Genomic DNA, 24,996 nt, shown 5'->3' on the forward strand with positions numbered 1-24,996 from the left:
GCTTCCCTCCTACCATAATTCCTGGTTGAATCGGCGCGCGATCCGGTTCGCCGTCAGCACCAGGAGAAGTCCGACCAAATTCTCGAATAACCCCATCGCCGTCGTCAGACTGAATTGCGCCCGCTGGATGCCGAAAGCGTAAATATACGTGCTAATGACGTTCGATACGTTCGCGACGACTTCATTCTGAAGCATGAAGACCGGATCGAAGCCCACATCCATGACTTTACCGACCGATAAGATGAGGATCAGCACGATCGTCGGCGTGATGCCGGGAAGCGTGACGTGCCGGATCTGCTGCCATTTGGTCGCGCCGTCGATACTCGCAGCCTCGTACTGATGGGGATCGATGGTCGTCAGGGCGGCCAAATAAATAATGGCGCTGAATCCCATCTCCTTCCATATGCCCGAGCCGATGAATATCGCCACCCATGAGCCGGGCTCGTATAAGAACGGGAACGGTTCCCCGGTTAATTTGGCGATCCAGTGATTAATCGTGCCGGATTCCAAGGAGAACATCTCCAAGACAATGCCGGAGACAATGACCCAGGAGAAGAAATGCGGCAGGTACACCAGCGTTTGAACCGATTTCTTGAACCAGGCCTTCCGCACTTCGTTCAGCATAATCGCCAGGGCGATCGGGACCGGGAATCCGATGACCAGCCCCAGGACGCTGAGCATCAGCGTATTCTTGATAATGGCGACCGTCTGCATCTGATTGAACAAGGTGTTGAAATTGTCCATCCCGACCCAAGGGCTGCCAAGGATGCCGTCATACATGTTGTAATCCTTAAAGGCGATAATCAATCCGCCCATCGGAATGTATTTGAATAGCAAGAGGAACGCGATCCCGGGCAAAAACATCAGGTAAAGCGGGATGTTCCGTCTGATCCGCTTCGATCTTCCTCGCGCGGCTGCACCGCGGACTGCCGCCGCTTCGGCCCTGTGGACGGCCATCTTGATCATCCCCTTCGGATAGGCGCCATTTCGTTGCGTATGCGCGTTTGGCTTGTAACCCTATCTTAACGCTTTCATGAGAGCGCTTCCTTGAATTTATCGACCGGAATCTGTAATTTTTTGTTCAACAAAAAAGCTACCTCAATCGCCAGCCGGCGATTGAGGCAGCTCCTAAGCAAGAATGCCGGTCTGCGCTGCGTAAGTTGTATATTCGGTTAGCGCGTTTGTTTGCGGTACTCGCTAGGCGACATGCGGTACAGCATCCGAAAGACGTTCGTGAAATAATTCGGGTCCTCGTACCCGACGTCCGCCGCGATCTCGAACACCTTCCTATCGGTATTCGCCAGCAGCAGAGCCGCCTTGTCGATTCGCGCTTTCGTCAAGTACGCGCTGTAGTTCTCGCCGGTCTCTTTCTTGAACAATTTGCTCAGATAGGCGGGACTTAGATGGAATCGTTCCGCGATCTCGTTCAAGGTGCAGGACTCCGCGTAATGCCGCTCCAAGTAGTCCCGGATACGCGCAATCACATTGTGGTTGTGCTGCTCTCTCCATTGTCCGGCCAATTGCAGAAATCGGCGCGCGGAAGCTTCTGCCCAGTCGGACGTCTCCTTCACGGTGCGCGCACGCTGCAGCTGGCCGATCCGATCGCCGAATAACCGTTCGTCTTCGGAGGATTGAAAGGTCTGGGAAGCCGCCGTTCTCAAGGCGATCGCCAGCGCCAGCGCCGCAAGCTTGGCCTCCCCCAATTGCAGCCCGGCGATGCGGTCGACCATCTCGCCAAGCGCTTGCCGCAACCGTTCCGGATCACCCGAAGCGAGCGCCATGGTCAGGACGAGCTGACATTCCTTTACTTTGGCATCGCATGAACCGGCTGGACTTCCGAATCGCGCGAGAGAACTTGCCGTACCTAAGCGGGCGCGTTCGATCTGGCCGTCCTCGTACGAACGCTCATAGCGGTCTGGCAAATCCGCCAGTCGTCCGATTTGGCCCCCTTCCACCAGCGTGACCGACAGTCCGAGATAATGGCGTATGCTGGCAGATGCGGCTTGCCGCCACTGGGCTTGATCGCCCTTCCCGTGTATGAGCGCGAAGCGGTCGAACGCCAACTGAACGATTCTTCCATTCCCGTCTCTGCCTACATGCTCGGCGAGTATGTTCGCGACCGCGAATTGAAGCAGACCGAGATTCTCGGGCCGGTACGGCTTCTCTTCCGGAAAATAATCGTCCACGTAGGCAAACGTAATGTCGCGGCCCTTCGCCCACGATTGCGCGTTCGTCTCTGGCCCGTAATAGGGCAGACGCAGGAGGGCGGCGCGCAGGTGAGCTTCTTCCCTGCTTCGTATCTCCGCTTGAAGCTGCTCGCGCCTAAGCAGCTTGGCTTGGTACGCGCGATGAGCCTTATCCAGCACCCCCAGCAGCGTCGCTTCATTGCAGGGCTTCAGCAGAAAGTCGATCGCGCCGAATCGGACGGCCGCCTGCGCATACGCGAAATCCTCGTAGCCCGTCAAGATGATCAGATCCGATTCCAATTCCATCTCCCGTACCCGCTCGGCGAACGCGATCCCGTCCATCCCCGGCATTCGAATATCGGTCAAGATCAAATCCGGCGTCTGCTCCGCGATTAACGCAAGCGCCTCTTCTCCGTTCTCGGCTTCTCCGACGACGGTCCAACCCGTGGCATTCTCGTCGATCATCTTGCGCAGCCCTTTGCGAAAAAAGGCTTGATCCTCCACCAGCAGCAGCTTCCCTCTCATGCGCCCTCCTCTAAGCCGCGCGCCGGCTCCCGATACGGCAGCAGCAGCCGAATCGTTGTTCCCTCGCCGGGCATGCTCGTCATCCGAAGTCCGTATGGCGCGCCATATAGAAGATCGATGCGTCTCATGACGTTTCGAACGCCAAGGGACGGTCTCTCCTTCGCTTCCGTTTCTTCCTCCATCACTTGCTTGATCCTCTCCGGTTCCATGCCGGCGCCGTTGTCGGCGATTTCGATCCATAGATCGTCGCGATCCCGGTAAGCGCGGATTAGCAACTGCTTCGATTCGGATCGTCCTTTGAAAGCATGAACGAACGCATTCTCGATCAGGGGCTGTAAAATAAACCTTGGCGTCAGGCAACGTTCGGCTTCCGGATCGATTTCGATGCGCGCCTCGAAGTCATTCTCCAGGAAAGCCGATTGAATCGCGAGGTAGTTGCGGATTTGACGCGCTTCTTCCCGGAGCGTCGTCTCCTTCCATACGCGGGCCAGCGAGTACTTCAGCAATTCCGACAACGAGGAGACCAACTCGGCCGTCTCCAGGTCATGCTGCAGATACAGCTTCCAGTAGAGTCCATTCAGCGTGTTGTACAAGAAATGCGGATTCACTTGCGCTTGCAGCGCTTTCAATTCGGCCTCCCGTTCGCTGATCTGCCTGAGATAGACTTCTTTAATCAATCCCTCCACATTCGCGGCCATCGCATTGAAGCTCTCGGCGATATAGCCGAGCTCATCGCTTGAGCGAATTTGAATCCGAATGTCGAATCGTCCTGCTCGTATCCCCCTCATCCCTTGCACGAGCTCCTTCATCGGCCGCAGCAGCCGATTGCTGAGCAGCATGATCAACAGTCCGCTAAGCACAATGCTAATCAGTCCCGTTAACACGTGGACATTGAAGATTCGCCTGCTCGTCGACAGGAAGTCAGACATGGAGACGCGGCTGACCAGCGTGAAGGAGAGCTGCGGGGAGAAGTTACGGGTAAAATACACGGCTTCCCTCCCTTCTTGCTCGATTCGGCTCGCCGGTCCCGTTAACCAGCTGCTGTCCGCGCTAGTTCCGCTTTCAACGTTCTCGCTCGAATAGAGAATTCGGTTGTACTGGTCGAACAATTGAACCGAGCCTTCGCCGTCCGCCGTCATCTCCCGGAACGACCGGGAGACGAATTCTTCGTCAATGACCATCACGAGCATGCCGTACATCCCCAGCTGCTTGTTGCGCATCCAGCGGGAGGCGATGATGACGTCCCGGGTTCCGCTCCGTTCGATTCGGCTCGGCAGCGCTTCGTTCATCCACACCAGCTGACCGCTCGATTGCTCGACCTTCGCCAGAATTTGCGCGAATAGATCGGCGCCGATCGGTTCGGCGGACTCTTTCATCAGCCCATGATAGTAGTTGGTCCCGTTCATGTCGTACAAATAGAGCGATTGAAGCTGCGGCGCATCGATCTTCACCTGCTGAAGTTCCTCGATGATGCTCTCCTGCAGCTCATAACGGTCGTACAACGATTCGATCTGGTTCGTCGCAAGCCCCGTTACCGCTTTCTCGACCGTCGGGTTGAAGACGATCGCGTTGGAGATCCGGTACAGCTCTTGCATCCGGAACTCCAGCTGCGTCATGGCTTGCTCGCTCGCCTTCCGGTACTGCTCGCTCACTTCTTCTTCGAACAGCCCCATATAGATGCGGTAGGTTGCGATGCCCGCGATGCAGAACGTCAAGACGACGATAACGGAAATACCGGCCAACAGCTTCGTTCGGAACCCGGTTGCGCGCAGTCTCGACAGCATGGCCATGTCACCAGTCTCCCTCTCCAATCTCAATTCTCAGATTTCTGGTCGAAACCCGGAAGCGGGTCCTCCCGCCGAAGTGGTATCCCCCTCGTAGAAATCGCCCTGAATGCGGATATGTTCGAAAGGCAGCGTCGGATTGGCCATTCGCCACAACATTCGGTCGGCGGCGCGATACCCGGTCTCGCGGATCGGAAGAATCGGCCGGGTACATGAAGCCAGTTCACCGGATGGTTCATTCAGAAACCCGACCAATGACATATCCTCGGGCACTCGCAGACCCAGCTCTCCGCACAACTCGTACACGACCGCAACTTCGTTGTCCACGCCGCAAATAACGGCGCTCGGCGCAACGCGGAGCAAGAGCTCCTTCAGCTCGGCGCGCCACTGCTTACGAGCGTCCCGTTCACGAATCGAATGCTCGGCGGGGTCGACGGCAAGACCATTCAGGTTCATGGCATGACAATAAGCTTGCCACCGCAAAATGAACCCCCGCTGTAAATGTATATCGCCCACATACATAATCCGTTCATGACCTAGCTTGCGTAAATAGGCGACCGCTTGAAACGCCGCTTCATAGACATCCCAGATCACGCTGTCGATTTTGACGCCCGGAGGCGGAAAGTTCAGCAGAATCTTCGGCCGGTTCAATCCGAACAGAGCGGTCTCCCAGGCGGCGGGCACAATGCTCGGCGCGATGAAAATGCCGTCCGCGTAAGCCATTCCGCTATCTTCGATCCAGGCGGCCATCTGTCCCTGGTTGTTCTTTGGCGGAAGCATGAGCAGCTCGATCTGATGGCCGAACGCATCGAAACGATCCTGCAGCCCCTGAAGCAGCAGCCGGTTGTAGGCCACGGATTCAGCGGTCTGAACCAATAGGAAGCGCAGCCGCTCCGCCGGATAAGGCGCGATGCGCTCCAGTCTCAAGCTGCGGATCTGATCCCGCGTATAGTACCCCAGCTTCTCGGCCGTCCGAACGATGAACTGCCTCGTCGCTTCGGACATGCCGGGCTTCCCTTTTAACGCTTTGGACACGGTCTGGACGGTCAAACCGGTCTCGTCGGCTATCGATTTCAGCGTAACCGGCTTGCGGACGGGCATCGCGGGATCACCTCAATATATTGAATGGATGCAAAGTTTATCCAATTCAATCATAGCACCGCGCTCTTTTGGATTAAACCAAAATTAAACTAGTTCCCGTTTGTCAGCGTTCTATAATGAAATCAATCGCAATCGAAGGAGGAAGATCGGCATGAAGAAGACGAACGAACGCCGCGTCATGATTCCCTCGCACAGCCTGCCTGTCCGCCATACCCCGGACGTCGTCGTCGTGGGCGGCGGTCCGTCTGGCGTCGCGGCGGCCATTGCGGCTGCCCGTAGCGGCGCGGATACGCTGTTAATCGAGCAACGAGGCTATCTGGGCGGGATGGGAACAGCCGCGCTCGTACCTGCTTTTTGCCCCTATACGGACGGCGAGAAGCCGGTCATAAGGGGGATCGGACTCGAGCTCCTCGAGAAGATGAAGCAGGCAGCGGGCGAAGATTACATGCAGCGGTACAAGGACCTGCTGGATTGGGTGCCAATCGATGTGGAGACGTTGAAGCGCGTCTACGATGCCGAAGTCTTGTCGAGCGGGGCTAAGGTGTTGTTCTACACGATGGCGGATCAGGTGCTGCTGGACGGAGACCGGATCAGCGGTCTTGTCGTCGGCAACAAATCCGGCCGAGCCGTTATTCAAGCCGATCATTACATCGATGCCACGGGAGACGCGGACTTGGCCGCGCTCGCCGGCGTCCCCTTCCAATCCGGGGGCGAACAAGGAGAATTGCAGCCGGGCACGATGTGCTTCGTCGTCGCCGGGGCGGATCGCATCCGATTCGAGCAGCACCTTCGAGCAACGGGCGAGCATCCGCAGCTCGATCGAACCGTGAGCAAAGCGCAGGAGAAAGGCGATCTGCCCGAGGGGCGCAAACGGATATCCGGGATGGCCTGGATTACCGATTCCGTCGTCGGGTTCAACTTCGGCCATATCTTCGGCATCGACGGCACGAAGGCCGAGGATTTGACCCGCGCCGCAATAGAAGGAAGACGGCTCATCGAGACCCAAATCCGGTTTTTAAGCCGCTACGTGCCCGGCTTCGAAGCGATTCATCTCGTTCATTCCGGCGATCAAATCGGCATCCGCGAAACAAGACGGATCCAAGGCGACTATACGCTCGTCGTCGAAGATTTTCTCTCGATGCGGACGTTCGAAGACGATATTGCCCGCAACGCTTATTTCATCGACATCCACCTCGCGAATGTCGGCGGGACGATGACGATCAAACATCTGCCTAAGGGCAAATCGCACGGCGTGCCCTACCGGTGCATGCTTCCGCAGGGCAAATCGAACCTGATCGTCGCGGGCCGATCCGTCTCGTCCGACCGCCCCGTGCAAGGTTCGCTTCGCGTCATGCCCAACTGTTTCGCCATGGGCCAGGCTGCCGGCGTGTCCGCGGCTATGGCCAGCTCGGCCGGCATCGGTTTCCGCGAGGTTTCGATTCCGGATTTGCAGCGCAAGCTGATCGAACAAGGAGCTTGGCTCGGCGAACGGCCGGGCATAGCGGATGCCGAACTGAACGTTTCCACCGCGAACATCAACTTCGAAACAGAATACAATTAACGAAGCGTAGCGTCATACACAGCGAACCGAGCTGCCCCAACAGAAAAAAGCGCTTAACATCGACATCTCCCATGTCATGTTAAGCGCTTCTCATATCTGCGTATAGGAACGTTTTACTTCCCGTACTTCGCCGTGCGCGCGTCTTGAATAACGCCCTTCCAGTTCAAGCCGAAGGCAAAGTCGTACGCGTTGCCTTCGCTATCCACGTGGACCGCCATGTCGTGCGGCACGTCTTCGAACTGCTTCTCCACCGTCTCCATATCCTTCGGCATCTGCATCGGCAGCAGGCCGGAAGGCTCGGATTTGCCGGACATCAAATCCATCAGCGCCTGATCCTGCACGCCGAAGTTCACGAGGATCGCATCGGCCGCGCCTTCGAATTCCTTCATGACGAGCGGATTATCGGTGAGCACCGAGACGATGACAGGCTTGCCGTTCATCGCTTTTTGCGTGTCCAGTACACTCTCCAGATCCTTGATGTTGCTGGCTGTCACGGACTTGCCTTTGTATGAGCGGTTCGTGAATTTCTCCAACGGATCGCCGCCGGCGATGCTCGTCTCGCGTGCTTGGTCCGCTTTGTACGTGCCGTACTGCAGGCTGATCGGCACGTAGCCGTTGCCGCCGGCAGCCAGATCCGCCTTGCTGTAGCCGACGCCGGTATCCGGATTCGTGATGATGACGAGGCCGTAATCCGCTTCCGCCGGGTTATCCGTCACGTTGAAATATTTGCGGACGACGTCCAGATTCACCGGATAATCCGTCTTGGCCGGCGTCACGTTATTAAACCAGCCTACGGTCTCCGGATAGAACTTCTTCGGAATGTACACCGTCGATTTGGCTTTCAGCGGCAGCACGTTGTCCTTGTTCTTCAGCATGACGACCGATTTCAGCTGCGCCTCGTAGCCTGCTGTCATATAGTCGGGATTGCCGACGACCTCTACCGTGTTCTCTATGTTCACGTAGGCATTCTCGAACAAGCCGGTGCGGAAAATGTTCTTCAGCAGACGCACGGCCGACTGTTCGAACCGCTTGCGCATGAATGCTTCGCCGTGCTCCTTCACGCCGATGGCGTACGCCTCGATGATCGGCCCAGCCTCGTTATTGCCGCCGAACTGGTCCACGCCGGCCATGATGACCTTGTAGTGGCGCTCGGCTTCCGACAGCTGCTCCACCCCGAACGGTCTGCCGGAGAACGTGTCCGGCGTCGGTCCGGAATCCTTGGTGATGCCCCAGTCCGTCGTGACGACGCCGTCGTAGCCGTATTTGGTCCGCAGCAGTTCAGTGATCAAATATTCGTTGTACGAATTGCCGACGTTCTCCTCGTTAACCGTATCCTGGTTGTACGAGACCGTGTAGTACGGCATGACCGCGGACGCCATGCCCGTCTTGCCTTCGAGCTTGAAGGCGCCGTTCACGAACGGCAGCAGATGTTCCGCGAAATTGTCGCCCGGATAGACCGCATATTTGCCATAAGAGAAGTGAGCATCTCGCCCGCCCTCGCCAGAGCCGCCGCCAGGCCAATGCTTGACCATGGCGTTCACGCTGCCGTATCCCCAACCACCCTCGATTTCATCGCGGCCCGTAGAAGTCTGGAATCCGTCTACGTAAGCGCGGGCCATGTCGGTCGCCAGCAGCGAGTCTTCGCCGAAGGTGCCGTTGAACCGGCTCCAGCGCGGATCGGTCGCCATGTCGATCTGCGGCGACAAGGCGGTGGTGATGCCGAGCGCGCGGTATTCTTTGGCCGCGATTTCGCCGAATTGCTCGGTCAGTTCGGGGTCGAATGTCGCGGCAAGGCCGAGCGTCTCGGGCCACATCGAAATTTTGCCGCCCGCTCCTGCATTATACTCCGTGCTAGGAACCGTGGTATGCCGCGGGTCGGAGCTGTTGTTGGCCGGAATGCCCAAGCCTTCGCCTTCGACGAGCGCCTGCACGTTGTTGTTCCAGCGCGCCGCCACCTCGGGACTCTCGACCGTGGTGATCAGCACATGGCGCAAGTTATCTTGAATGAGGAACTTCTTCTGATCGTCCGTCAAGTCCGAGGATTTCGCGCCGCCTTCGGCCAACGTCTTGCCGTTGTACTTGGCCGTCGCGCTGCCCGGGATCGATTGATGCGCGCTGTACAGCATGAGGCCCGCGATTTGCTCCACCGTCATCTGGGAGGCGAGATTAACAGCGCGCTTGTCCGCTTCCAAGCGCCAATCCTCGTAACCATCCAATTCCCCGTTCCGGTTCATATCCTTGAACGCATGCCCGTCCGCCTGGATGACGCCGACGCCGGACGCGGAGGAATAGCCTAACGTCGTGCCGCCTTTATTAATCACGCGATGAATGCCGCTGCCATCCGCTGCGGTCTCCAGCCACTTCGCTCCGTACCCGGCGACGAGCTTGTCGAGGAGCGCGAGCACTTCGGCGCGCGTCAGCGTATGATTCGCGCTTGCCGCGGCCAGCGTCGGCATGCCGTTCATCCGCGCCGTCACGTCCGTCGTCGCGATGCCGAACGCCTTGGCCAGCATCGCGACCGCGGCCTGCTTATTCAGACCTTCTTTCGGCTTCGCGCCTTGACCCGAATCCTCGATATACCCCGCTTCCTTCGCCTTCAGCATGTCGCTCGCATACCAAGCGCCCGGCGCCACGTCCGCGAAGTTGACGCTCGCTTTCTTCTCGAAGCCGAGCACGCGGTTGACCACGGCCGCGAACTCCGCGCGGCTCATCGGCTTATCCGGTCCGAAGGTGCCGTCCGACAAGCCCGCGACGACGCCGCGCGCCATCCATGTCTCGATGCTGGCGGAAGCCCAGTGCCCGCTAACGTCGGAGAAGTTTCGCGCGCCTTCCCCGAAGACGGTAGGACTGAGCGACGATAGCGCGAGTCCCAAAGACAGCGTGATGCCGGTCATGCGTCGAATTCTTGTTTTCATAGGTGGTGCCTCCCTCGTGATCTGCTCTTATGTATCCGCTTTCAGTATAAGAGCGGCGCCACCGGCCCAACTATGACATTCCGGACCTGTTTTTGTTGCGATTCCGACTTCCTGTTCTTAAGGTAACGCTTACCATTCCTATTGAAATCGGTATCCGATACAATGGGTGAAAGCGTTCATAAGGTGGTTCGCAAGCATGCCAAGGTTAAACAAACTCGCGTTTCGCTCGCTGCGGTTTCAGCTCGTCGCCGGGGTTCTGCTCGTCACCCTGCCCCTCATTGCGCTGCTGATCGCGAGCAATCACTACTCGATACAGGTCGTCCGGGGCCAAATCGCGCAGTCGAGCCAGAACACGGTCTCGCTCTACATGAATCAGATCGACAATACGCTGGAGGAAACCGGCAACTACCTCTATACATTGGCGGCCCAAGAGACGAGCCTCATGTATCTGAAGCTGTGGGAAGGAAATTATCATCAGGTCTATAATCAGGCGAAGATCGAGATGTACAACAAGCTGTCGGACGAGATCGCGACGCAGAAACAAGTGGACACGCTCTTCATCTACTCTTCGGCCAACGACGACCTCATCCAAACGACGACAGGGCGATCGACGATCGAGGAACGGCGGCAGATTACCGAGGAAGTCAAACGGCAGCTGCGCGCGCAAAGAGCTCCCGGAAGCGCGGGCATCGACAAGTGGTCGGTGCTGGAAGCAAGCGGCGATCATTACCTCTGTCTCATCGTCCGAACCGGCACCGTATATGTCGGCGCGTTGATGCATGCCGACAGCTTGCGGTTTCCGTTCCATCTGGTCGACCTCGGCACGGACGGCAAAGTCGTCTTGACGGATTCGCGGAATCGTCCGCTATCCGACGCGGAATTTTTCGCCGCTGATCCGAAGCTGCAGCTCGCGTTCGACAAGACCGGCTACGACTTGACCGGCCAGGATGACCGTTATCTGCTGGTCGGCGAGACGTCCGGCGAAGGAAGCTTTCATGTCGTCGCCTTAATTCCGAACGAAGCGATACTGGAGAAGCTGCCCTTCTTGCAGCGGATATTCTCCGGCATCTCGATCGGCGCGATCGCGCTTGTCCTCCTCTTCCTCACCTTCATGCGGAAGGTCATTCTGGCGCCGGTCAAAAATCTCGTGCTGGCGATGCGCAAAGTATCCGGCGGTCATCTCGACGCGAGGCTGGCGGAGCATTCCGCCACGTACGAGATGGAGCTCATGAACAAAACCTACAACAACATGGTCGGACAGATCCAGGCGCTTAAGATCAGCGTATATGAGGAGCAGTTGAATGTTCAGCGGGCGGAGCTCAAGCAGCTGCAGCTCCAGGTCAATCCGCATTTTTTCTTGAATTCCTTGAACATTATTTACAATCTGGCCAGCGTGAAGGATTTCGCGCTCATCAAAGAGATGTCGCTCTGTCTGGTCAAATATTTCCGTTACACGTTCCGAAGCGCCATGGCGCTTGTGGAGCTCCGGGAAGAGATCGCCCATATTCGCAACTACTTGAACATCCAGGCGCTTCGCTTCCCGGACCAGCTTACGTACCGCATCGACGTCGACGAATCGTGCGCGCGCCAGCCCATTCCGCTGCTCATGATTCAGCCTTTCGTCGAAAACGCGGTGAAGCATGCGTTCGTGATGGACAAGCCGCTCGATATCGCCATCGAGGTCCGTTCGGAGGCCGACGCCATGCTGAACATCGTCATTCAAGACAACGGCCGCGGGTTCCCGCCCGACGTGCTGGCCAAACTCCAAGCGAAGCATTCGCTGAGCAACGAACAAGGCGAACATATCGGCATCTGGAACGTGCAGCATCGTCTGCAGCTCATGTTCCAGGACCGGAGATCGGGCATCCGCTTCTCCAACATTCCCGACCGCGGGGCGCGCATCGAGTTATGGCTGCCGCGGGTCGAAGCGTAACAGAAGGAGCATGCAATTATGATTCAAATTCTAATCGTCGACGATGAAATCCATGCGGTCCGCGGACTCGAAGCGGATGTGAATTGGGACAAACTTGCGGTCTCCTCGGTTCACAAGGCCTATAACGCCCGTCAGGCGCAGGAGGTGCTGAACAGCCATTCGATCGACATCGTGATCTGCGATATCGAGATGCCGGAAGTCAGCGGCCTGCAGCTGATGACCTGGGTCAAGGCGCATTACCCGGCGGTCGAGTCGATCTTCCTGACCTGCCACTCGGAGTTCCACTACGCCAAGGAAGCGATCCATCTCGGAAGTCTGGAATACTTGCTCAAGCCGGCGCCCGTCGACGAGCTGGAACGCGCGATCGGCAAGGCGGCCGAGAGCGTGCGGCGCAACCGGCGGCAGCGCGAATTTCAAGCGACGTACGAAAAATATGCCGAGCTGTGGTCCAGCCATCAACCCCTGCTGGTTGAACGCTTCTGGTCGGATTTGCTCCATCAGCGAATCCCTTCGAGCGCCGAAGCGGTAAGCAAAGCCGCCCTGCAGCTAACCCTGCCCTTCGAGAAGGACGATCGATTCCTGCCCGTCTACATTCAAGTGGATCGCTGGCATCGGGAGTGGTCGTCCCGGGAAGCGAGCATTATGGAATACGCGCTGCAGAACGCTGCCGCGGAGACGATCGCGGGCGACGGCCGGCAGGGACATGCCGTGCGGCTTAATCAAGGCGGCTTCGTCGCGATGCTTCGCCTCCCCGCTTCCGTCGAGCCGGACCACGAACGCTTGGCGGAAGCATGCCGGACCTTTATCGCCTCCTGCGAACGCTACTTCTATTGCGATTTGTCCTGTTACATCGGAACGCCGGCCGCTTTGGAGGCCGCGACGGATGTGATGCTGGCGTTGCTCGATTGCGCGAACAACCACGTGGCCCTGCACAAGCAGGTTATTTTTCTAGATCAGCCGGAGCCGCCCGCCTCTTCCGCGTCGTTGCCCGAGATGACGAGACTTCGGGAGCTGCTGGAAGCCGGCCAGAAAGACCTGCTGCACGCCGAGCTGCGCCGATACTTGACCGCAATGCGGACCCCGTCCGTGCCGGCAAGTTTCCTCCACCGGTTCTTCCACGACTTCCTTCAGGCGGTCTATTATACATTGCAGCTGAACGGCTTGCAGGCGCATCTGATTTTCGCCGAGCCCGCGTTTGCGAAACTGGCCGCTTCCGCCACGCGGTCGCTTTATCATTTGGAGGAATGGGCTGGCTACGTTATTCGCCGCGCGTTCGAACATATGCAGGCCGCGGAGGAAGCGCCGTCGGTCGTGGACCGGGCGAAGCGGTATATCGCCGACCATCTGGACCAGAATCTGACTCGGGAGCTGATCGCCAATCACGTCTATCTGAATCCAGACTATCTGGCCCGCCTCTTCAAGAGAGAGACCGGGCTGTCGATCACGGATTACTTGACGGAAGCGCGCATGGGGCTCGCCCGGAAGCTGCTCGTACAGACCGAGCTTCCCGTCAGCACCATCGCCGAGCGAACCGGGATCCCGAATTTCTCGTATTTCTCGAAGCAGTTCAAGCGCAACGCCCAGATGAGTCCGCTGGAATACCGCCAGCTCGGACGCAACGGTTATCGAAAGGAGTGAACCCGCTTGAACGTCGTTATGAACCGGGCGCTAAAACTCGTTCTGCTGACAGGCGTGGCCGCCCTTGCGCTGGCCGGATGCCTGAACGGCCATTCCCTGCCGATCGCGAAGAAGGAAGCCGTCAGCCCGGATGCCGCCGCAATTCCGGAGCTATCGCTAGTCTTCAGCCAAATGCAGCGCAGCGCCGATCTTCTGGACGTCCAGGAGCAGATGAACCGGATTCTCGTCGATAAAATCGGCGCGAAAGTGAAGCTCGTCCCCATCCCGTCCGACGATTACAGCCAACAGCTGAACCTGATGATGCTGAAGAAGGAACCGCTCGATCTGTTCGTCTCGATCAACGCCCGGGAATTCAAGAATATGATCGTCAATGAACATATTCGCCCGCTCCGCGACTTGGTGGAACGATACGGACCGGATATTAAGCAGACGATCGGCGACTCGATGCTGGACAGCCTGACGATCGGCTCCGATCTGTACGCCATTCCGAGCATCCGGGATTGGGCTTCGAGCCACGGCTTCATGATTCGGAAGGATGTGGCGGAGAAATACGGCATCTCCCCCGCCTCTATTCGAACGATTGACGATGTGGAGCAGATGCTTGCGATCATTAAAGCGCAGGAGTCCGACTTGACGCCGATCGCCTCTTTCAACACCCAGTCGATCTATACGGGGCTGAGCAGCGGCGCCTATGACGCGATGGAGGATCGGCTGGGCATCCTGCCGGATTTCGACCATAATTTGAAACTCGTGAATCTGTATGAAACCGAGCAGTATGCGAAGGATCTTCGGCGGATACGCCGCTGGTACTTGAAGGGATATATCGGAGAGGATGCCGCCGTCAGCGAAGATACCGGCAGAGAGCTGGTTCGCGCGGGGGTGGCGTTCGCGTATTTCTCCTCGCTGAAGCCCGGCGTGGAGGAGCAGGAATCCCGGCTCACCGGCAGACCGATGCTCGCCGTGCAGCTAACGGATGCTACGATGACGACGAGCACGATCAAGCTGTTCGGCATGAGCATGGCGGCGCGCACGCCGCACCCGAAGAAGGCGATGGAGCTGCTGAATTTGCTGTACGCCGACCGCGACCTATTGAATCTGCTTAATTACGGGATCGAAGGCAAGCATTATGTGAAGACGTCGGACCAGACCATTACGTACCCGCCGGGGATCGACGCGTCGAATGTCGGCTATTCGTTCAACAATTACGAGGCGGGCAACCAATTTATCTCGTATACCTGGGACTCCGATAGTCCCGAGCTATGGGAGCGGACGGTTCAATTTAACCAATCCGCCCGCCGATCGCGCGCGCTCGGGTTCTCGTTCAATCCCGAACCGGTCAAGAACGAATTATCCGCCATCGAGGCGGTCCTGAGGAAATACGTCTCCGGCTTGGAGACGGGCACGCTGGATCCGGATGCGACGCTGCCCGAGTTCCGTGACGCGCTGCGGATTGCCGGCATCGACCGGGTCATCGCCGAGAAGCAGAAGCAATTGGATACATGGGCAGGGCGAACCGGATAATTACCGGTTCGCCCTGTTTGGCATGCGATGAAGATGTGCTGCGTAATAACAAAGCAATAATGGCTATTCCACGCCATCGCGGCCTGACGGACGAGGAAGCGCCAATCCAACCGCCGCTGCCATTGTCCACCCTTGTAATAATCGGTATAATTAACTTACGAAAAGAAAGCAGGTGACGCGATGTTTTATTGGCTTAGTATTTCTTTAACGGCTGTTGACCTTATCTCGAAGTTGTTCGTTCGCTATCATATGGACGTCGGCGACACGAAGGTTTTTCGCGAAGGCCTCCTGCATTTCACCTACTACCAGAACTCCGGCGCGGCAGGCAGCTCGTTCCAAGGATACGGCCGTCTGTTCGGCGTCATCGCGGTGCTCTTCATTGCGTTCGTCGTTATCTACCGGAAGCGAAGATCGGACGAATCCGGCTTGCGTCTGCAAGATGCCGGCTTCGCCTTCCTCGTCGCCGGCGCCGCGGGCAATGGCATCGAGCGCCTCCTCCAAGGGAAGGTAACGGACTTCCTGCAATTCAGCCCGGACGGCGGCATCCTGAATATAGCCGATCTCTTCATCAACGTCGGCGTCGTGATTCTTATCGGCCAGCTCCTTTACGAGTCGATCCGGGCGAGAGTCCGGTCAACCTAGCCTGCTTCGGGATGCGTCTTTCGCAACTAGCGCATGGGCGCGAAGCCGCTCACCGCGGACAAAATGTCCTCCGTGCGCGCCAGCACGTCGTCGGATAGGGACAACTCGATCGCTTTCAAGTTCTCTTCGATCTGGGCGGGACGGCTGGAGCCGATAATCGCCGAACTAACTTGCGGCTGGCGCAGCACCCAGGCCAGCGCGAATTGCGACAGCGTATAGCCCAGCTCCCCGGCCAGTTCGGCCAGCTTCGCGGTGCAGGCGAGCACATCCTCGCGCAAGTAACTGTTGATGACGAAATTGGTCTGGTCGTTGGCGGCCCTGCTGTCCCGCGGAATGGCTTGCCCCGGTTTGTACTTGCCGGTCAGGACGCCTTGCGCCAGCGGCGAGAAGACGACCAGTCCCATCCCTGCCGATTCGCATTGCCGGATGACGTCTTCCCGCTCGATATAGCGCTCGAACATATTGTAGATCGGCTGATTCGAGATCAACGGACGCAGATTCAAGCTTTTGCCGATCGAAGCCGCTTCCGCGATTTGCCCGGCCGACCACTCGCTTACGCCCGCATACAGAATTTTGCCCTGCGCCGTTAGATCGTCGAGCGCGCGCAGCGTCTCGTCGATGGGCGCGTCCGGATCGAAGCGGTGACATTGGAACAAGTCGATGTAATCCGTACCGAGGCGCTTGAGACTCGCTTCGCATTGTTCCATAATATGTTTGCGCGACAAGCCGCGGTCGTTCGGTCCCGGGCCTTGAGGGAAGAACAGCTTCGTGGCCAGCACATAACTGCTGCGCGGGTATGCGTTCAATCCGCGGCCGAGCACTTCCTCCGCGCCGGGATAAGAGTTCGACGTGTCGAAGAAGTTGATCCCCAGCTCGTAAGCTCGCCGAATGCAGTCATGCGCCGTTTCCTCCGCCGTCGCGGAACCGTACGTCAACCAGCTCCCCAGCCCGATTTCGCTCACCTTAAGTCCGCTTCTCCCTAATCTTCTGTATTTCAATTCACTCACTCCTTGTCGCGTTATAGTTGACGTCTCTATCATAAAAGTTAAACTTAACTTTAAGTCAAGAGGGCTGATTGGTTTGCGTTCTCAATCCGAAGATTGAGAATGCAGCATTCAGCCACTGCTGATTGGTTTGCGTTCTCAATCCGAAGATTGAGAATGCAGCATTCAGCCACTGCTGATTGGTTTGCGTTCTCAATCCGAAGATTGAGAATGCAGCATTCAGCCACTGCTGATTGGTTTGCGTTCACGGTCGAAAGACCGGGAATGCAGCATTAAGCGATAAAGAGGGCTGATTGGTTTGCGTTCTCAATCCGAAGATTGAGAATGCAGCATTCAGCCACTGCTGATTGGTTTGCGTTCACGGTCGAAAGACCGGGAATGCAGCATTAAGCGATAAAGAGGGCTGATTGGTTCGCGTTCTCAATCCGAAGATTGAGAATGCAGCATTTAGCGAACATGAAGCGAATTGGAGCGGACTATCCATGGATTATTCGATCAAGCAGGTTTCCGAACGGCTGCAGCTGCCGACGTCGACGCTGCGGTATTATGACAAAGAAGGCTTAATGCCTTTACTGAAACGAACGGACTACGGGACGCGCCGCTATTCCGAGCTGGACGTCTGCTGGCTGGAATTGGTGTGCTGTCTCAAGAACAGCGGCATGCCCTTGGAGGATATCAAACGATTCATGATGCTGTGCTTGGAAGGTTCGACGACCTGCGAGCAGCGGAAAGAGGCGCTGGAGCGGCACAAAGCCACTATCCTTCGGCAAATGGAGGTGCTGCATCGCAGCCTAGCCACGATTAATTATAAATTGGACCATTATGATGAAATCGGCATCTTCCACATTGACGGATAGCGAGACTCGTCGCTTATCGCAGGAATGCCAACAAGCACGCCGACATCCGGCGTGCTTGTTGCTTCCCCTATGAACCGCCTCCGCGCGAAGCGGCCAACTTACGCGACCTCCGGCTTCGCCGCTTCCGGGCTCCCCTTGCGTTTCTCCATGCTGATCCAGACCAGCCCGGCCGCCATGAACAGCGCGCCGACGAGCTGCGAGCCCGCGATTCCTTCGTCGAACCAGATATAGCCGGCGAGCATCGCGGACGCGGGTACGACGTAGCGGAAGAAATTCGCCCGCGTCGCGCCGATTTTGTACATGCTCGCGTTCCAGACTACGAAGGCGAACACGGTGCTGACGAGCACGTTGAACAAAATCGCACCGTAACCCGCCGCGCCGAGATCCCCCCATTCGACCTTCCCCCACGACCCGATCGTGAAGGGAAGCATGAACAGGCTCCCGAACAGAATCATCCACGCGCTGACCCGAAGCGCCGAATACTTTTTCATAAGCGGCATGCACACCACGTTATATAGCGCGCCGATGATGCTGACGCCGAGCGCCAGCAAGTTGCCGACCATATTGTCGGACCCCAAGCTCAACCCTTCTTCGCCGCCGAGAATAATCAAACAAACGCCGACCATGGCGACGATGCCCCCGACGATCAGCCGCGACGAGATCCGCTCCCGAATGAACAACGTCCCGAAGACCGCGGCGAATATCGGCCACGGCGCCACGTTCAACAGCGAAGCGTTGGCGAGCGTCGTGTATTTAATCGAATACATGACGCTGATCTCCAGCGTGGTTATGCCGACTAACCCGATGGCCGCAAGCTGCACCGCCGCCTTCATCGGAATGCCGACGCTCCCCTCCGTCAGCTTCAGCAGCAGGAAGAAGAACGGAACCGCCAGCCCGAACCGCAGGAACGTGAACAGAATCGGATCGAACATATCCATCGCATAACGGGATATGCCGAAATTCGCCCCCCATATCGCGGCAACCGCAATAAGCCCCGCATAACTCCACCATTTTTTGTCCATGCCTATCCCGCCCTATCCATTTGTCTATAGCTCTAGCGAACAATGCTTGCAACATCATATCACGTAAACGGGCGCGCACGAGTAAAACATTTGCGAACGTGCATGTAATATTCGAGCACATGCCAAAAAGGCTCGCCGCGGATATGGATGGCGGCAAGCCTTGTCGTTGGCGCTACGCTCTTCTCTTGACCTTCACGCGAATGCCGTTCTTCGGCCGCAGCGTAATCGATGGTTCGGGGATGACCGCATGCCCCGGGTCCAGCTCGAACTCGAATCGCTGCGCGATGGAGGCAAGGATGAGCGATGCCTCCATCATGGCGAAGTTGTTGCCGATGCAGACGCGCGGTCCGGCGCCGAACGGAAAATACACATAAGAAGGCAGATTCTTCTCGTATTCTGGCGACCACCGTTCGGGTGAGAAGCGATCCGGCTCCGGGAAATGCGCGGCATCCCGGTGCATAATCCATTGGCTCATCGCCACCTCGCAGCCCGCCGGCAAACAATAACCGTCGATCCACACATCTTCGATCGGCTCTCTCGAAATAAACCAAGCAGGCGGGTATAACCGCATCGACTCGTTGATAACCGCGCGCGTGTAGCGCAGATTCGCAAGATCGGCCAAGGCGGGGACCCTCCCCTGCAGTTTCTCGTCCAGTTCGGCCGCCAGGCTGCGCGTCGCTTCCTTATGCTGGGCAAGCAAGTAGAACGTCCACGACATCACGTTCGCCGTCGTCTCGTGACCGGCCAGGAACAAGGTCATCACCTCGTCGCGCAGCTGCTTCGGCGTCATCTTGCTGCCGTCGTCGTCTTGGGCCGCGATCAGCATCGAGAGCAGATCGCCCCGGTCCCGTTCTTCCCCGCTCCGCTCCTCGATGATAGCGTAGATCAGGCTGTCCAGCCGATCGACGCTATCCTTCAGCCGCTTACTGCCCGGCAGCGGAATCGACACCGGCAGCGATTCGAGCAGCATGCGGACGACGCTCGTGAATTGCTCCACGTAGCCGCGCAGCACCTGATCGAGCGCATCCCCCACTTGATCGGATCCCTGATAGCGCGGGTCCTTCAAGTCGATGTCGAACAGCGTCTTGGCGACGATCTCCATCGTGACCCGCATCATATCTTTATGGATATCCAGCTCCTGGCCATCCCGCCAGTCCTCGAGCAGACGCCCGGTATAGGCGGTCATCGTGTCCGCATAGCTCTCGATGCGGTGCTTGTGAAAAGCCGGCTGGACCAAGCGCCGCTGCCGAAGCCAGAAGTCCGCCTCGCTTGTAAGCAGGCCGTTGCCGAGCACCATGCTCAAGATCCGGTCGCGATGATACCCTTTGGCGAACAGCCGCTGCGAATTCGTCAGCACGTACTTGATGTCCTCCGGGCGGCTGAGCAAATAAATTTCGCGGTGCTGCTCCAGACGCATGCGTACGACGGGACCGTACTTCTCGGCGCATGTCCGAAAAAATTCATGCGGCTTCGAACCAACCGCGAGCAAATTGCCGACTAGCGGAATTTGCCGAGGTCCGGGAACCTTCTTCATCCTGCCATCTCCTCTCGTTCGCTCGGGCGCCGTCGCGCCCGAACTTCTAACGCCATCATGCCTTCTCTATTGAATTCCCCGACACTCCGGATTATGCCTTGGATCGATCGCTTCCGCCTGCTACGTGAGAGTATGTTGACATTGAAGCTGAGAGTTTTTTCGACGTATCGTTAGTACAGAAGCACGAGGGCGCCAAAGCCGGAAGGCATCGCCTGACGCCAAACTCGTTCTTTGCCAGCCGGATAGCCGAGGTCCATCCTTGTCTATACATTACTAGCAGAAGGAGGAAAATCCAATGAAATTATTGCGCAGTCCTAAATTGTTGGCTACGTTCGCGCTCTTATTCACGATTAGCACCGTATCGGCAGGCGTGTCCAGCGCCTTGCCTCGGCAGCCTCAGACGTCGTCGGTCTACTACCAGTGCTCGGGCATCGGGGAATGCCTGGAATTCGCGTACTGGGGTTATTTCTTGAGGTAGGCTGATTGGTTTGCGTGCGGATAAGAGCACGCAGCATTCAGCCAAGGCTGATTGGTTTGCGTGCGGATAAGAGCACGCAGCATTCAGCCAAGCTGATTGGTTTGCGTGCGGATAAGAGCACGCAGCATTCAGCCAAGGCTGATTGGTTTGCGATCCCAATCCAAAGGCAAGAGGGCCGCTTCCGGTAGTAGAGATCATCTACTGCAGAGGCAGCCCTCTCTTCATTTACGCGCGGATCAGTTCATGGGCCACGCGTTCAAAGCCTTTTTTGAGATAGCGGTAGTAAGTGCTTAGGGAAAGACAAAGACGCGAGGCGACGACTTCGTGCGTCCCGATTCTGTGCATATAGGAGAGTCGGATCGCTTGCGCTTGCAGCCGTTCTTCCTCCGCGCCTTCGCTCATCTTCGCGAGGCATTCCGTTACGGCTTCCCGCACGGCGGAAGCCATGGAACCGTCGAGGAGATTCCTGCGCCGCTTGATCGCCTCCCATTGGTCGAGCGATTGGCGAAGCTTAGGATCGGATTCGAGCGCGTGGGCGTTCATTAGGGCTTTCTTCAGCAGCGATGCGGCTTCTCGGGGCGAAATGGAATCCGGCGGAGCATTCGGCGGCTGGATGGCTAACGGTTCGAAGAGGTTCTTCTCGCGCAAATCGAGCCGATACGCATGCATGGGAGTTCCGTCCGCGCAGCGGGCATCCGCCGATGGAAGACGTCTAAAGCCGAGCGATGCATACAACTCCGCATAATATGGAAGGGAAACGAACGTTAGGATGGATTGACCGGCCAGCTCCTGGAAGAGGCCGCGAAGGAGGAGTCCGAATGCGGAGGGATCGAGATGAGGGAGCGTGCGCTCCACCCAAAAGAGAACGTCTTGGTCTTGCGGCGGAGATGCCGTCCAATAAGCGCGTAATGCGGGGTTGATCTCGAATAACCTTCGGGTCGCCGGCGTTATCGGGACCCATGAATAGTATGCGGCTGGTTGGTCGTCTATCTCGAGCACCGAGCAGTAAGAGGATTCGGCTTCCCATATCGCGCGCAAACCGGACATCTGCTCCGTATCCTCGAGCAAGCGCGGCGTCATGGCGGCGTCCTCCTCCCGATCCAACCTTGCCGTGAAAGTTAGGTCCGCTCCGCTAGCCCGTCGGATCTTCGTCTTCAAGACGCGTTCGTACCGGCCTAGACTGTCGTAACCGCGCAGTAACTCGGGATCGTGCACATAGAGAAGCTCGGCGATCAGCCGTCCTTGCAGAACCATCGGCGCCGCGGCCATTCTAGCCTGAAGGACGGGAAGCGCCCTGCGCCGGTACGCGTCATAGGCGTCGGGCATCCGACTGCGCCAATCCGACCGGATCCACTCCCGTGCGGCATCGGCGACGCGCCAGCCGCCTTCCTCCGACAAATCGACGAACGACAGGCCGCACAACTTGCGGAACGCTTCATCGGACAGACGCTGTCCCGATACTTCCTCCAGCAGCTCCTGATCGAAGCGCCAGAAGAGCGAAGCCGCTTCCAGCAGCCGCCATTCGCAGTGGTCTTGCAAATCGGCCTGCAGTATCCCGCACAAGGATTGGAGCATTCGCCGCTTCACTTCACCTTCCCGAATCGCGTCCGGCCCATGCTGCAGCAAGGCGTCGCTGGCTAGCGTAAGCGCGATCGGCATGCCCTTGGCGAATTGCGCGATGGCATCACGGGATACCCGCTCCCGTATCCCGCGCGCGAACGCATAGCGGTCGACCGCGTGCCGATGCAGCGGCTCGAGCCGAAGGTTGCGAACGAGACCATCCCATCCCGGCGATCGCCGCCACTCCTCCTCAAGCGGATACCGCCCCGTCGTACAGACGCGCACGCGCACGGACAGCATCGGAAGCCAATGGTCGCGCAGCCATGCCCAGATGGATCGGCAGGCGTCGAAGTCATCCAGGAAGATGATCATGCGCTGACGCTCGCCGGCTGCTTCGTTTAAATAATCGGCCAGCATGGCGGCGGCTTCATCCGCTTCGTCCGCGGGAAGCGGACAGCCCTGCTCGATCAGCCTTGCACGCAATTGCGCAAGAAATTGATCGGCCGAACGGCAATCTTCCCCGTTCAATGTCACCGCCGCGATCTCCAAATCGCGCGCCAAGCCTCGGAGCAGACTCGTCTTGCCGATTCCGCTCGGCCCGTGCACGTGCACCAGCCGCCAACACTCATTGTCCGCGGCCAACTCGTCGCGCAGCAGCGCCAGCTCGCGCCCGCGTCCGACGAACAGCTCCTCTTCCTTCCTCTTCAGCAGATCTTGAATGCGAACCATGCCAACCATGATGCGGCCCTCCCCTGTCTGAATCTATAAACTGATAATACCATGCGCCGTCCATGCCCATTGTAACGGGAGTTGTCATCAGATTTGTCATGGCGGCTCATGGCTGCGCCTCATGCCGATGACATGAATAAAAAGGGCTTCGCCCTTTAAAACCCTCGTTTCTCCCTCGCCCCTTCCCCCTCCGCCGAGGGGAACCAAGGGCCCCGGCCCTCTGGACACCCGGAAGGATCGAGACTCGGTGCGCGGCCGTCTTCGATGTGTCCTTTCGAGAGGAGCTCGCTTGTCCTTCGGACAGGCTCTTGTTCGAGCTTCGTTCGTTACGTTTGGCCTTGGGGTGATATCCTGTGGCGATCGCGCGCATGATGTGGCTCCGTGTTGACCTTCGCTTTCGTCCGCTTGCGCGGACACGCTTTAGGTTTTATCCGCAAAAGAGCAGTCTCGCAATTTCCCAAGACAATCACAAAAAGCCCCAACCGGGGCTTCTCGCAGCTGACGACGCTTATTCATATTCGCAGCTGAAATTCGTAAATTCCGCGATGGCGCCTTCGCCGATCGCATAAAGGCCGATGATCACGCCCGTGAACCCTCCCGCCACTTCGGAGGAGAGGTACTTGGTCTGCGCGGAGCCGAGGAGCAGCTCTTCGCCGTTCGCGCGCAGCTTGAACGCATAACGGGTTGGCGTCGCTTCGATGACCAAGGACGCGCGGGATTCCCGCCCGATGCCGATCGCCTTCTCGACGGATTTCAGATCGCCGACATTCAACCGTTCGATAACTTCAAAGCCATTCTGGCCGTGGCGAATCGCGAGATCGTAATGATGGTGCTCGTCCATGTAGATCGTGATGCCCGCTTCACCGCTCGTTATCGAGACGTCGCAGGCGATCCTCGCGCTGAAATCTCTCTGGCGCAGGCCGATGAACGTCGGCGAATCCGGCTGATCCAGCGTTATGTCCGTCCCGGTCAGTTTCAGCGTGCTCGTCCCCAGCTCGTAATGCTCCAGGCGAGGCTGTCGCAGATAGCACCAATCCACGTTCCAGCCCGTATTCTCGAACGTATACTGCTTCTTCTCTTGTTGAACTGCCCCTTCCGGCAAGCGATCGGTCTCGAAGCTCGTCAACGTGGTGCCCTGATGGCCGGCCGTGAACCAGCCATCCGCGCCGAACGTCACCGGCGTCAAGAATACTTCGCGGCCCAGATGATGGTAAGCGATCCATTGCCCGATCTGGCGGAAGCCGAGATGCAGCAGCCACCAGTGCCCGCCGTCGTCTTGAATCAGGTCGCCATGGCCGACGGCTTGAATTTCATAGCCGCCCAAATTCCGGTTGGTCAGCACGGGGTTCTGCGGATACGGTTCGAACGGCCCCGAAGGCGACGTCCCCCGGGCATAGGTAGCCATGTGGCCGAATTCGGTTCCACCCTCGGCGGCCAACAGGTAATACCACCCGTTGATTTTGGACAGATGCGGCGCTTCGAGATAACGTCCGCCCGTCCCCTGCCAGATCGACCGGCTCGGCGTTAGCTTCCGGCCCGTCTCGATCTCGATCCGGCACTGCACGATGCCGCCAATGCCTTGGTCGTCCGTTCCGTTGCTCATGAAATAGACGTCGCCGTCCTCGAAGTACAAGTCCGGGTCGATGCCGCCTTGGTCCACGTAGACCGGATCCGACCATTCGCCGTAAATATCGTCCGTCCACACATAGAAGTTCTGACGCGTCGTGTCGTTGGTGGTCGTCATGTAGAACCGTCCGTCGTAATGACGGATCGTCGGCGCGAAGACGCCGCCCGAGCTGTTTACGCCCTCCAGCTGGATTTGGCTCGATCTGGTCAAGCAATGGCCGATCTGCGTCCAGTTGATCAAATCCTTGCTTTCAAAGAGGGGGACGCCAGGAAAATATTGCATGGAGCTGCACACGAGATAGTACGTATCGTTCACCTTGCACACGCTCGGGTCCGGATAGAAGCCTTTAATGACCGGGTTATGGTAGTTCATCTCTTCA

General features: G+C 57.9%; 17 protein-coding genes. 7 read left to right on the plus strand and 10 right to left on the minus strand.

All coding sequences use genetic code 11. The features are described 5' to 3' along the window. Positions 1–9: 9 nt before the first annotated feature. The 4 genes from BCM02_RS09825 to BCM02_RS09840 all read right to left on the minus strand — a co-directional run bounded on the left by BCM02_RS09825 (position 10) and on the right by BCM02_RS09840 (position 5,596). On the minus strand, positions 10–957 hold the full coding sequence (locus BCM02_RS09825; protein ID WP_148928909.1) for an ABC transporter permease: 948 nt from the start codon (positions 955–957) through the stop codon (positions 10–12). Between the two features lie 215 nt (positions 958–1,172). Continuing rightward, positions 1,173–2,711: a response regulator transcription factor gene (locus tag BCM02_RS09830; RefSeq protein ID WP_148928910.1), complete on the minus strand. Its 1,539-nt coding sequence runs from the start codon at positions 2,709–2,711 to the stop codon at positions 1,173–1,175. After that, positions 2,708–4,501: a cache domain-containing sensor histidine kinase gene (locus BCM02_RS09835; protein ID WP_148928911.1), complete on the minus strand. Its 1,794-nt coding sequence runs from the start codon at positions 4,499–4,501 to the stop codon at positions 2,708–2,710. Before BCM02_RS09835 ends, BCM02_RS09830 begins: the two co-directional genes overlap by 4 nt. A gap of 30 nt (positions 4,502–4,531) precedes the next feature. Beyond that, the gene (locus tag BCM02_RS09840; protein ID WP_148928912.1) at positions 4,532–5,596 is read right to left on the minus strand and encodes a LacI family DNA-binding transcriptional regulator; all 1,065 of its coding nucleotides are present in this window, start codon (positions 5,594–5,596) and stop codon (positions 4,532–4,534) included. A 151-nt stretch (positions 5,597–5,747) separates the two neighbouring features. Between BCM02_RS09840 and BCM02_RS09845 the strand changes: the two genes are divergently transcribed. Next, complete coding sequence (locus BCM02_RS09845) at positions 5,748–7,157, plus strand: FAD-dependent oxidoreductase (RefSeq protein WP_148928913.1); 1,410 nt, start codon at positions 5,748–5,750, stop codon at positions 7,155–7,157. Positions 7,158–7,270: 113 nt separating this feature from the next. Here the strand turns inward: BCM02_RS09845 and BCM02_RS09850 are convergent, their stop codons facing one another. Next, on the minus strand, positions 7,271–10,072 hold the full coding sequence (locus tag BCM02_RS09850) for a glycoside hydrolase family 3 N-terminal domain-containing protein (protein WP_148928914.1): 2,802 nt from the start codon (positions 10,070–10,072) through the stop codon (positions 7,271–7,273). Positions 10,073–10,268: 196 nt separating this feature from the next. Here BCM02_RS09850 and BCM02_RS09855 point away from each other — a divergent pair, with 196 nt between their 5' ends. From BCM02_RS09855 to lspA, 4 genes are all read left to right on the plus strand, one after another. After that, positions 10,269–12,005, plus strand: coding sequence for a sensor histidine kinase (locus BCM02_RS09855; protein ID WP_148928915.1), 1,737 nt, complete (start codon positions 10,269–10,271; stop codon positions 12,003–12,005). Positions 12,006–12,023: 18 nt separating this feature from the next. Beyond that, the gene (locus tag BCM02_RS09860; protein WP_148928916.1) at positions 12,024–13,643 is read left to right on the plus strand and encodes a response regulator; all 1,620 of its coding nucleotides are present in this window, start codon (positions 12,024–12,026) and stop codon (positions 13,641–13,643) included. A 6-nt stretch (positions 13,644–13,649) separates the two neighbouring features. Beyond that, the gene (locus BCM02_RS09865) at positions 13,650–15,164 is read left to right on the plus strand and encodes an ABC transporter substrate-binding protein (RefSeq protein ID WP_148928917.1); all 1,515 of its coding nucleotides are present in this window, start codon (positions 13,650–13,652) and stop codon (positions 15,162–15,164) included. A gap of 180 nt (positions 15,165–15,344) precedes the next feature. After that, positions 15,345–15,806, plus strand: a complete 462-nt coding sequence (lspA, locus tag BCM02_RS09870; protein ID WP_148928918.1) for a signal peptidase II — start codon at positions 15,345–15,347, stop codon at positions 15,804–15,806. Between the two features lie 26 nt (positions 15,807–15,832). On the opposite strand, the gene BCM02_RS09875 is transcribed toward lspA, so the two are convergent. Then, positions 15,833–16,804 carry an aldo/keto reductase family protein gene (locus BCM02_RS09875; RefSeq protein ID WP_148928919.1) on the minus strand — a complete coding sequence of 324 codons (972 nt, stop codon included), beginning with the start codon at positions 16,802–16,804 and terminating at the stop codon, positions 15,833–15,835. 488 nt (positions 16,805–17,292) lie between these two features. Here BCM02_RS09875 and BCM02_RS09880 point away from each other — a divergent pair, with 488 nt between their 5' ends. Further along, the gene (locus BCM02_RS09880; RefSeq protein ID WP_148928920.1) at positions 17,293–17,667 is read left to right on the plus strand and encodes a MerR family transcriptional regulator; all 375 of its coding nucleotides are present in this window, start codon (positions 17,293–17,295) and stop codon (positions 17,665–17,667) included. A 98-nt stretch (positions 17,668–17,765) separates the two neighbouring features. Here BCM02_RS09880 and BCM02_RS09885 read toward each other — a convergent pair whose 3' ends face one another. Together BCM02_RS09885 and BCM02_RS09890 are read right to left on the minus strand one after the other, a co-directional pair. Then, on the minus strand, positions 17,766–18,689 hold the full coding sequence (locus tag BCM02_RS09885; protein WP_148928921.1) for a DMT family transporter: 924 nt from the start codon (positions 18,687–18,689) through the stop codon (positions 17,766–17,768). A gap of 172 nt (positions 18,690–18,861) precedes the next feature. Then, positions 18,862–20,223 (minus strand): cytochrome P450, encoded by a 1,362-nt coding sequence (locus BCM02_RS09890; protein ID WP_148928922.1) that lies wholly within the window; start codon positions 20,221–20,223, stop codon positions 18,862–18,864. Between the two features lie 295 nt (positions 20,224–20,518). Between BCM02_RS09890 and BCM02_RS09895 the strand changes: the two genes are divergently transcribed. Next, a complete protein-coding gene (locus BCM02_RS09895) occupies positions 20,519–20,701 on the plus strand; it encodes a hypothetical protein (RefSeq protein ID WP_148928923.1) in 183 nt (60 codons plus the stop codon). 225 nt (positions 20,702–20,926) lie between these two features. Here BCM02_RS09895 and BCM02_RS09900 read toward each other — a convergent pair whose 3' ends face one another. Continuing rightward, complete coding sequence (locus BCM02_RS09900) at positions 20,927–22,999, minus strand: ATP-binding protein (protein ID WP_148928924.1); 2,073 nt, start codon at positions 22,997–22,999, stop codon at positions 20,927–20,929. A gap of 499 nt (positions 23,000–23,498) precedes the next feature. After that, complete coding sequence (locus BCM02_RS09905) at positions 23,499–24,989, minus strand: glycoside hydrolase family 43 protein (protein ID WP_148928925.1); 1,491 nt, start codon at positions 24,987–24,989, stop codon at positions 23,499–23,501. Positions 24,990–24,996 lie beyond the last annotated feature (7 nt).

It is taken from the genome of Paenibacillus methanolicus (assembly GCF_008124765.1).
Classification (GTDB): Bacteria; Bacillota; Bacilli; order Paenibacillales; family Paenibacillaceae; genus Paenibacillus_Z; species Paenibacillus_Z methanolicus.